Here is a 10,770-nt window from a genome sequence, read left to right as displayed (position 1 = left end):
CCCCCCCCCCCCCCCCCCCCCCCCCCCCCCCCCCCCCCCCCCCCCCCCCCCCCCCCCCCCCCCCCCCCCCCCCCCACGCCCCAGGGCCTGACCGACGCGCACGGTGACGGCCATGCTCAGGGAGTAGGGGATCATGAACACCAGGGAGCTGACGTTCAGTGCAATCTGATGCCCGGACACCACCGTGGCGCCGAGGCTGCCGAGCAACAGGGCGATCACTGCAAAAATGCTCGACTCGGCAAAGATCGCGACGCCAATCGGCAGACCAATCCCCAATACACGCTTGATCACGGTCCATTGCGGCCAGTCAAAGCGTTTGAACAATTCACTGCTCTGATAGGCCGGGCCCCAGCGCGTCCAGACGGCCAGGCCGAGCATCATCACCCACATCGCAATGGCGGTGGCCCAGCCACAGCCCACGCCGCCCATGGCCGGCACGCCAAAGTGGCCGTAAATGAAGATGTAGTTCAGCGGAATATTCAGCGCCAGGCCGACCAGGCCCATGACCATGCTCGGTCGCGTACGGCCCAGGCCATCGCTGAAACAGCGCAGCACGTAATACAGCGCAATCGCTGGCATCCCCGCAGCGATGCCGTGCAGGTAGCCCATGGACGGCACGATCAGGTCAGGCTCGACCTTCATGGCATGCAGGATCGGTTCGGCGCACAGCAGCAGCAATCCTCCGAGGATCCCCACGACCACCGCCAGCCACAAGGCCTGGCGCACCAGCGGTCCGATTTCGCTGAATTTGCCGGCACCGTAGCGCTGAGCGACTTTTGGTGTGGTGGCCAGCAGCGTGCCGCTCATCAGCAAGTACACCGGGATCCAGATCGAGTTGCCCAACCCCACTGCCGCCAGATCCTGGGGGCTGACACGTCCGGCCATCACCGCGTCGACAAAACTCATGGCGGTGGTAGCCAGTTGGCCGATCATGATTGGCAGAGCGAGCGTCAGCAGGTCGCGCACTTCCCGACTGATACGGGCGGGGCGGGTGAGGGGGGTGGCGGCAGTGTTCACGTGCGGGTGTCCAATAGAAAATAGCGCAAGGACGGCGGATTCTACGCCTTGACGCCATGGTCAGGAAAAAACCTGTGTTAGGGATTTGTAAGCGACCTCCCAGGGCACCGCATATCCCTGGTGGGACGGGGCTTGCCCCCGATTGCAGAGTGTCAGTCACTGGATAGTCGCTGACACACGGCTATTCGGGGGCAAGCCCCCTCCCACATTGCAGATCGCATCCCTGTACACTGCTGATCCGCCAAAGGAGCCTGCCATGCTGATTGTTGCCGACGAAAATATCCCTCTGCTCGATGCCTTCTTCCAAGGATTTGGCGAGATTCGCCGGGTGCCCGGCCGTTCCCTTGATCGCGCCACGGTCGAGCAGGCTGACGTACTGCTAGTGCGCTCGGTGACTAACGTCAATCGCGCGTTGCTGGAGGGCTCAAAGGTGCGTTTTGTCGGCACCTGCACCATCGGCACCGATCACTTGGACCTCGACTACTTCAAGCAGACCGGCATCCAATGGTCCAGCGCGCCCGGCTGCAATGCGCGTGGCGTGGTGGACTACGTGCTGGGCAGCCTGCAGACCCTCGCCGAGATTGAAGGCGCCGACCTCAACCAACGCACCTATGGCATTGTCGGCGCCGGTGAAGTGGGCGGGCGGTTGGTCAAGGTGCTCAAAGGCCTGGGCTGGAATGTCCTGGTGTGCGACCCGCCGCGGCAGATCGCCGAAGGGGGCGACTATGTGAGCCTGGCGCAGATCATCGAGCAGTGTGACGTGATCAGCCTGCACACGCCTTTGACCAAGTCCGGCAATGGCTCTACCTGGCATTTATTCGACCGTCAGCGCCTCGAACAACTCAAACCCGGCACTTGGCTGATCAACGCCAGCCGTGGCCCGGTAGTGGACAACGCCGCCCTGCGCGAGGTGCTGTTGGAACGCGAAGACCTGCAAGCGGTGTTGGATGTGTGGGAAGGCGAGCCCGAAGTGGATGTGGACCTGGCCGACCTATGCGTGCTGGCCACACCGCATATCGCCGGTTACAGCCTGGAAGGCCGCCAGCGCGGCACGGCGCAGATCTACCAGGCGTTTTGCGCGTACCTGGGTCAGGAACCGAGCATTCACTTGAGTGAGCTGTTGCCTGCGCTGTGGTTGGCTGAAGTGCACTTGAATGCCTCGACCGACCCGGCCTGGGCGCTGGCGACCTTGTGCCGCAGCGTGTACGACCCGCGCCGGGATGATGCGGATTTCCGTCGGAGCCTGGTTGGAACTGTGCAAGAGCAGCGCAAGGCGTTCGACCTGCTGCGCAAGCACTATCCCGAGCGTCGCGAGATTGATGGCTTGAGCGTGCGCATCAATGGGGAGTCGGCGGCGTTGTCGAAGATCGTGTCCGCACTGGGCGCGGTAGCTGTTTAAGCGCCCATAAAAAACCCGGCCATCGAGGCCGGGTCTGAAAGAGCTTGGGCGCTTCAGCCTTGCTGGGCAGGCTTGACCAGTTTTTCTTCCAGTTCGCGGCACGCTTGCTGGATCATTTCTTCGGTGATCTGCACCTCATGGCCTTGGGCGTCGATGACGGAGCAAGGCAACTGCTGGGGTTGGCGGATCACTTCAATTTTGGCATCGCTGCTGTTTTGCAAGGTCATGGCCTGTCTCCTCATCAGGTTGTATACCTACTTTAAAACCCCCGCGTGACCGCGCTGTTACAACTCCCTGCACGACCACCGGTTCGAATACTCAGTCCACCAGAAACGGCGGCCGATTTCCAGCCGGGAATTAGACCGATAGCCTCTAGGGATGAGTATCGGCGGGCATAATTAACCTGACTCATTGTTATTTGCCCAAGTTCCCCCAATGTTGGGTACAGGTTCCTCATCGGTGATGCCCCTATGTTCTCGACCCGTCAACGCCGCGCGATTCGCCTGGCCAGCCGTTTTATCGCGCCATACCGCTGGCAGGCGCTGGGTGCTTTGCTGGCGCTGATCGTTACCGCCGGGATTACCTTGTCCATGGGCCAAGGCATTCGCCTGCTGGTGGACCAGGGCTTCATGACCCAATCGCCACACCTACTCAACCAGTCCATCGGCCTGTTCATGATCCTGGTGCTTGGCTTGGCGGTGGGTACTTTTGCGCGGTTTTACTTGGTCTCCTGGATTGGCGAGCGAGTGGTGGCGGATATTCGTCGGCAGGTGTTCAACCACCTCATCTACCTGCATCCCGGCTTCTATGAGAACAACCGCAGTTCGGAAATCCAGTCGCGGCTGACCACCGACACTACCTTGCTGCAATCGGTGATCGGCTCGTCGCTGTCACTGTTCCTGCGCAATGCCTTGATGGTCATTGGCGGCATCGTGTTGCTGTTCGTCACCAACCCCAAGCTCACCAGCATCGTGGTGGTTGCATTGCCGCTGGTGCTGGCGCCGATCCTGATTTTCGGGCGCCGCGTGCGTAGCCTGTCGCGCCTGAGCCAGGACCGCATTGCCGATGTGGGCAGTTATGTGTCCGAAACCCTTGGCCAGATCAAGACCGTGCAGGCCTATAACCACCAGGTTCAGGACGAGCAGCGCTTTGCCGTGACCGTGGAAGAAGCCTTTGCCACCGCGCGCAAACGCATCGCCCAGCGCGCCTGGCTGATCACGCTGGTGATCATGCTGGTGCTCGGTGCCGTGGGTGTGATGTTGTGGGTCGGCGGCATGGACGTGATCAGTGGGCGCATTTCCGGCGGCGAACTGGCGGCGTTCGTGTTTTACAGCCTGATCGTCGGCAGCGCGGTCGGCACCCTGAGCGAAGTGCTCGGTGAGCTGCAGCGTGCAGCCGGTGCAGCTGAGCGGATTGGTGAGCTGTTACAGTCGACTAATGAAATCCAGGCTCCGGCAACCGATACCGTGAAATTGCCCGAGCGGGTCAGTGGCCGTATGGAGCTGCAAGATCTGCGCTTTTCCTATCCCTCGCGACCTGACAGCTACGCTATCGACGGGTTGAACCTGACCATCAACCCCGGTGAAACCCTGGCACTCGTCGGCCCGTCCGGCGCGGGTAAGTCGACGATCTTCGACCTGCTGCTGCGTTTCTACGATCCGCAGCATGGCCGAATCCTGCTCGAAGGCCATCCGCTGACCGACCTCGACCCCCTGGACCTGCGCCGCCACTTTGCCCTGGTGTCCCAGAGCCCTGCGTTGTTTTTCGGCAGCGTCGAAGAAAACATCCGCTACGGCAATCCCTCAGCTACCCGCGAGCAAGTCGAAGCCGCTGCACGCATCGCCCATGCTCACGACTTCATCTTGCAAATGCCCGACGGCTACCAGACCCACCTCGGTGATCGCGGGCTGGGCCTCTCTGGTGGCCAGCGCCAGCGCTTGGCCATCGTCCGCGCGTTGCTGGTGGACGCGCCAATCCTGCTGCTGGACGAAGCCACCAGCGCTCTGGATGCGCAAAGTGAACACTTGATCCAGCAGGCACTGCCGCAATTGATGCAGGGCCGTACTACGCTGGTGATTGCCCACCGCCTGGCGACGGTGAAGAACGCCGACCGCATTGCGGTAATGGACCAAGGCAAACTGGTTGCGGTGGGCACGCATCAGCAGCTGATTGCGAGCAACCCGTTGTATGCGCGGTTGGCGGCATTGCAGTTCAGTAGTGGTGCGCAAGCGCAATGACCTGCTATGCCTGGCGCCAGTGCTAACGGAAGTAGACAGGTTTGTACCAAACCCTAGTGTCCACATAGTGTTTGGGCTCGCCCAGAAGCGCCACGTTCATCTTTATCTTGGTACCGTGAGTCTTGACAACGTGCTGGGTGACTTTCCCTACAAAGGCCTGATACATGTTCATATCTGCCAGCCGCTCGGCGTTTTTAGCAGAGATGCCGGGGCTGATCTCGTTGATCCGCGCAATCAGGTCGTCTCGCGCGGCCGTCAATGACGTAGAGCCGTGTTGCATTGAAACCGAGCCCTCGAACGCCTTCACCGGCCGGTTGATCTCCTTTTGCAGCAAGCTGCCGAAGGCGCGACTGCCACCCTCGCCAGAGTAGCAAACCAATAGCCGCACATTGTTAAAGGCGCTGGGGTCGACGCCTTTCGTGTTCAACAAAGCGACCAAGTCTTTGGCCGAGTACGCGGTATTGTCGATAACGATGCTGCTTCCACGGTTCAAAAATCTGTCCAGTCGGCTGCGCTCAAGACCGTGGGCGACAATATTCAGGCGATCAACACCTTTATAGGTGTCGACGAACACATGCATTTCATTGGCCACAAGTTTGAGGTCTTTCATCGTGCCTTTCATTTGTATGACGTTGTCATAGGCCAGACTTTTTTCGAAAGACACAGGTGAAGTTGCAGGTTGACTGCCTGTTGCGGCTGAAATTGGCCGATGATTGTCGGGTGAGAAGTTATCCAGTTTCTTCCCGTAAGCTGTGTTTTTATTCACGTCATAGTGCAGCCAGTGACCGGTTTTGTTATCCAGTTGGGCGGTTACTCGGCTGGGTTCGAGTGCACCGGGGGCGCGATAAGTGCCTTCCGCTATGTCGGCTCGTTCGGCAAACGCACGCAGTTGAGCGTGATCCATCGTGCTCTGCGACAGTTGCCGTGCATTAAGGGGTTTCGTGCCTGCGGCCAGCCGGGCACTGCTGGCCGGCGCGCCCGAGGCCTTACCCAGCACGCCGCGACCTATTCGGCTGCTCGCCATGGCCACCCGGGTCGCGCCTCTGGGACCGCCAACGGCACTCGCGCCTCTGCCCAGGGCCGAGCCGGTCAAGTACATCACTCCGTCAAACAACAGATCTCCCAGTGCCGCCAAGGGGTCTCCATTGATCAGGTTTTTAACGGCAGACGCCCCAGGTATTAGCCCTACAATTATGTTAAACAGGGCTTTTTCCTTATTGGCCTCTTCATCGAATGTTGTGATGCTTTTAGTCAGTTCCAGTAGTTGCTCAAAGTTTGATTCCGGGTTGGAGTAATTGACTACCGTATTACTGATATAGGCACTGCGCGCGCTGCTGAACGAGGCAGGGATGGTCACTGGCAATTGCCGGGCCCGTTGTTGTACTGCATCTTGGGAGGCGCTTGGTTTGACTTCATGGATCGCCGTATTTGTCCATTTTGAACCTTGATGGCTGGGCACCTTGACCCAATCTCCTTGGGGGCCTTCCTTAAAGTTTGTCTTCAGATCGTCACGTTTATTTATTTGGCCTTTTTGTGCTGATATTTCATAAAACTCCAGGTTCCCGTCGCGCTCGGTCTGGAAGATCAGTGCCTTTTGCTCTTTCGGCTGGCTGGGTACTTTATCTTCGTCATTAATTGTGAAACCTGGGAGGTTGCTTTCATAACGGCTGACCTGACCCTCTATGAATATACGAATGCTGCCAAACTCAAGATTCTTGCGATCTTCCAGAGGAAGTTTCGCAAGCTGGTTTTTTATCACGCTCGCCTGTGCTTTTTTGGTGCCTTCCGTGTAGTCGACAAAGGCTTGCTTATGGAGGGATTTTGCGTCTGGCAAGTGAGCAAGACGGGCAATCATGCTGGGGGCAATCGTGTTGTTATCGGATACCCAATTAGAAAACGGATTGACTTCGGGTTTTGAAAGATAAAAGTCCAGTAGCGAATATTTTGGCTGCGTGGAGCTAGCAAGGTCTCCGTGGCCTCTGCCGCGGGGGCTATTATCGCGAAAGCATTTAAGTTCGTAGGGAAGCCCCTCGCCGAATTGTTGCTTGAGTTGCTGTAGCGCCACATCGCGTTGGGTCGGCACCTTAGTGGCAAGTTGCTCGACGGCTTGTTGCAACGTTGAAGTTTTGTCAGCGAGCGCGCGCTGGACCCGATCAATGTCAGCCTGAGGATAGTTCCCGTCATCGCGGGGCACGAGTTCGCCGTTGATCTTGCCCCACTCAATAAGCGCCGCTCGCGATGTGACTTGCTGAATGGCCTGCCCCTCTTGCGAAATCGGGTCCAGGGCATCTCTGGCACACACTTGCGCAAACGTCATCTGCATCGTGGCACCAGGGCTATAGGCCTCGATCCGCGTCACCGCCGCTTTGAAACTCACCCACGCCGCCGATCCCAACGTAATGCTGGCAGGAACGTTTTTGACCAATAAATCCGGCGCTGTACGCGAAAGCAGCATTTGTGCAGCAATGGGCGCCATGTCCGGCGAGGCTCTGTTCAGTTTTATCAGGTGGTCAATGAACGCCTGCTTGATAGTTGCAAGGGGCTGCCCCATGAAACGTCCGTCGGCCAGATTGAAACCCGCGAGATGATTGAGTTGCGGGCCAAACATGCTTTCTGGGTCCAGAGTGGTAGCGATGGCAGTCAACAGCCAGTCATGGCTAGAGCTGGTCTTCCAGCCATCCCCCATCTTTTGGTGCAAGGCGGCTTCGAGTTCGATGGCTTTTGGTGTGTTGATGATTTTTTCGATGACTTTAAGTGGGTCGCGCAATTCGTTTTGGGAAATGTGCAGGTGGCTTGTGAGATAACCCAAAACTCCCCGTGGGTTTTGGGGCTCCGTTCTTTCCTTCACCAACGCCGGTAGTTGCAGGTTGTAGTGAAAATGACTGTAAACGCTCTTTTGGTCGTGGTCGCCCAGCGGGGCCGGCCACGAGATCGCCCCACCCAGGCTGCCTAGGCGTGGTGCCTGCAATGGCGGGGCATTGAGCGTGCTGATCATGTTCTCCAGTGCTTCAAGCGTACTGGGCAACCGCCAGTTATTTGCCAGGATAAATTGCTCAAGTGTCACGGTGCGTCCAGGGCCGGCTTCGGGGCGTTGGCCGAATGACGAGTGCGGGTGCACCTCTATCGTTGTGTTCTTTAACCGCTCCTCAATCCCCTCGGTACCATAGCGCACAAGGCCCTTGAGCTTTTCGCAGAGCGCGCGCGTGTCCACCAAGTCGCCAAGGGCGGTCCGCTCTGTATTGAGCTTGCCCGTATTGGCCGGCCCATCCTCGACCTTGTTCGGAACCGCGTTGGCGGCGTTTTTGGTGAATGTCTGGGTCTGCTGCAGCTCTGCTGTCCGTGACGTCGTGAGGGGTACCGATTCACCGTGAAAATTCGCCACCACTTCAAAGGGCGCAGATGTGGAGTCCGATGCGGACAGACGAAGGGGGCTGTTGCCCGCCGCCACAACGTTGGCGGCGCGAAGAATCGGCGCCACAACGACCGGCCAGAGCGGGTTTTCATCCGTTGCCCTGAACACCTCCCGGCGCCCATCAGTCATGGTGAAGGTGATCTCGTCACGCAGACTGATCATTAAGGGTTTGGAAAGATTAATGTGCCTTTGCGTTGCCCATTCGACGAATTGGGGATGCTTGAGCAGCGTATGCAGGTGCGTCCACCACTGGCCGAAGGTCGAACTTGGCGGGATACCCTCAACGCTCTCGATGCCATCGTACGATGGGCCGGTTTTCGCCGATCTGGCTGATACGGCGGCAAAGAGCACGGCCAATTCCTGATCGGCCTTGGCTTGCGGCGTTTTGCCGGCATCTTGATCAGGCGTGTGCGGCTTTTCACTCTTGATCTCGAAGAGTGGCGGGGGGGTGATGATGTTGGTCGCGGGCTGAGTGTTTAAGCGGCTGCTGATGGACGTGAGTGTCATGTCTGAGTTTCTCTCTAGGCCATTTTGAAGTCAGTCACTCAGAGATGATTTATCGACTGAGCTCGTGGGCTGAGTGAACATCAGACTTTTCGCGTTCCATCATGTTTTTTCTGTATGTGTATTTCCCCGGGCGATCAGAATATTTTCAGCCGTGGAAATGAAAATGCCCGCATCTTTCGATGCGGGCATTTTCAGAGTGGCTTCAGACCTTACTGGTCATCAAAATAGCGCTCATGCCAATCCACAAGCGGCTGTGGTGAGTTGAGTTTTTGCCCGTAGATCACCGAATAAGACAACACGTTTTGCACATACTGACGGGTTTCGTCGAATGGGATGCTTTCCACCCATACATCGAAACTCAAGTGATCCGCTCCGCGCAGCCACTGGCGCACGCGGCCGGGGCCGGCGTTGTACGCGGCGGAAGCGAGCACGCGGTTGCCGTTGAATTGGCTGTGCACCTGGCTCAGGTAGGCGGCGCCGAGCTGGATGTTTTTGTCCGGGTCCAGGACCTGGGCCGGGGAAGCCAGCGGGATGCTGAATTTGCGCGCGGTTTCCTTGGCGGTGCCGGGCATCAGTTGCATCAGGCCGCTGGCGCCTACGCCGGAGCGGGCGTCGTCCATGAAGGCGCTTTCCTGGCGGGTAATGGCGAATACCCAGCTCGAATGCAGGCCCCGCACCTTGGCTTCACGCACCAAGGTGTCGCGGTGGGCCATTGGGAAGCGGATATCCAGGTCGTCCCAGTACTGGGCCTGGCTAATGGTGCGGATCGCCGGGAAGTACCACTTCATGTCGTACGCCAGCTTGGCCTGGGCGACCATCTCATCACGGTTGAAATGACGGCTGACGTGGTACCACTCGCGGCGGCCATCCACGATCTGGCCACGGGCGTAGAACTCCAGAGCGCGACGCACGCCGGGTGTGTTACGCACTTTATTGACCAGCGCCTGACTCATCACCAGCGGCTTGTTGTTCAACTGGTACGGAGCCTTGGAGCGGTCGGCGGCGAGGAAACCGTAGAAGTCCCGTTCCCGCGAAAGGTTCTTGTAGAGCACCAATGCTTGCGGGTTCTTCGGCTCAGCCAGTTCAAGGCTGCGCGCCTGCCAGTAGCGCCAGCGGTTGGAGGTGGCCAAGTCTTGTGGGAGTTTGCGCGTCAACTGGTAGGCATCTTCCCAGCGCGCCAGGCGCAACAGCAGGCGCAGGCGCCATTCGGAGACGGTGTTGTCGCGCAGTTCCGGGTCGTATTTGGTCATCACCTCAAGGGCACGTGGGTCGAAACGCTTGGCCAGGGTCAGGCCGATTTCACGGGCGATTGCCACTTTTTCGTCACGGGAGAAGTGCATGCTGCTGGCGTAACCGTCGAGCAGGGCCATGGCTTTGTCCGGGTCCTGGCGCGCCAGGCGGCGCAGGCCCAGGCCTACGGCATCCGACATAGCCTCGGTGGCCGGCTGGAAGCGCGATGGATCGCTTAGCATGTCGGGCTTTTGCGCCACGTCCACCATCAGGCGACCTTGGGCGCCGAGGGTTGGCAGGGTTTTTACCAGGCTGTTGGCCAGCGCGTAGTTGCGCGCTTCGGCGGCGAGTTTGGTGCGGTCCCAGATTTTCTGTTCGGTGAGTTGGCCGTCGGCGGCCCACTGGCCAAAGGTGGCATCACAGGCGGCGGGTTGGGATTTGCCGGTCATCCACAGCTTTTCGGCGGTCTTGTAGCCTTCGGCCTTGAGGTTGTGGGTGAGCTGGTATTGGCCGTGCAGGCAGTCCAGTTCGACGAAATTGAGTTTGGGGTCGTAGTACTTTTCAAAGGTTTGCCAGTCGCCACGCTCGGACAGCCAGCGCAACCAGCGCAGTTTCATCCAGTTCGCCTGGGGCAGGTCGCCGTTTTTGGCCAGGAACTGCTCGATTTCCTGGTTGCTCGCGGTTTTCAGGCGCGCAGTCAGTTCGTCGTAGGCCAGGTACGGTGTAAGCGGATAATCGGCCAGGGCCTGGCTGTATTGCATGTACGGGCCGGTATCGCCCTTGGCCAGAGCGCGCTTGGCTTCATCGTAATATTGACGTTGGGTGGTGAGGTCCACGGCCTGGGCGGATTGAACGGCGGTGGCGGAAAGAAGCAGACAAGATAAAAAGTTGAAAAGGCGACTGCGCATGAGACGTCCGTGCAGAGAAATCACGACTAGCGCCGGCACTGCCGACGCTGATTGCCCCTA

6 protein-coding genes are annotated in these 10,770 nt (G+C 58.9%); 2 read left to right on the top strand and 4 right to left on the bottom strand.

Annotated elements, in window-relative coordinates:
- A partial coding sequence (locus ACEN2T_RS27715) for an MATE family efflux transporter (protein ID WP_442117871.1) occupies positions 1–1,017 on the bottom strand: 1,017 nt, incomplete at its 3' end.
- A gap of 256 nt (positions 1,018–1,273) precedes the next feature.
- Here ACEN2T_RS27715 and pdxB point away from each other — a divergent pair.
- Complete coding sequence (pdxB, locus tag ACEN2T_RS27710) at positions 1,274–2,416, top strand: 4-phosphoerythronate dehydrogenase PdxB (RefSeq protein WP_122755747.1); 1,143 nt, start codon at positions 1,274–1,276, stop codon at positions 2,414–2,416.
- A gap of 53 nt (positions 2,417–2,469) precedes the next feature.
- Here pdxB and ACEN2T_RS27705 read toward each other — a convergent pair whose 3' ends face one another.
- Positions 2,470–2,643: a PA1571 family protein gene (locus ACEN2T_RS27705; protein WP_032888780.1), complete on the bottom strand. Its 174-nt coding sequence runs from the start codon at positions 2,641–2,643 to the stop codon at positions 2,470–2,472.
- Between the two features lie 243 nt (positions 2,644–2,886).
- Here ACEN2T_RS27705 and ACEN2T_RS27700 point away from each other — a divergent pair, with 243 nt between their 5' ends.
- Complete coding sequence (locus tag ACEN2T_RS27700) at positions 2,887–4,653, top strand: ABC transporter ATP-binding protein/permease (protein WP_442117870.1); 1,767 nt, start codon at positions 2,887–2,889, stop codon at positions 4,651–4,653.
- Positions 4,654–4,675: 22 nt separating this feature from the next.
- Here ACEN2T_RS27700 and ACEN2T_RS27695 read toward each other — a convergent pair whose 3' ends face one another.
- Both ACEN2T_RS27695 and ACEN2T_RS27690 read right to left on the bottom strand, forming a co-directional pair.
- Positions 4,676–8,572 carry a hypothetical protein gene (locus ACEN2T_RS27695; protein ID WP_442117869.1) on the bottom strand — a complete coding sequence of 1,299 codons (3,897 nt, stop codon included), beginning with the start codon at positions 8,570–8,572 and terminating at the stop codon, positions 4,676–4,678.
- A gap of 209 nt (positions 8,573–8,781) precedes the next feature.
- On the bottom strand, positions 8,782–10,710 hold the full coding sequence (locus ACEN2T_RS27690) for a transglycosylase SLT domain-containing protein (RefSeq protein ID WP_032888785.1): 1,929 nt from the start codon (positions 10,708–10,710) through the stop codon (positions 8,782–8,784).
- Positions 10,711–10,770 lie beyond the last annotated feature (60 nt).

The sequence above is a fragment of the Pseudomonas sp. W22_MBD1_FP4 genome (genome assembly GCF_052113765.1).
GTDB classification, from domain to species: Bacteria; Pseudomonadota; Gammaproteobacteria; order Pseudomonadales; family Pseudomonadaceae; genus Aquipseudomonas; species Aquipseudomonas sivasensis.
The sequence above is the reverse complement of the archived record's forward strand: the minus strand, read 5'-3'. Positions and strand labels throughout refer to the sequence as shown.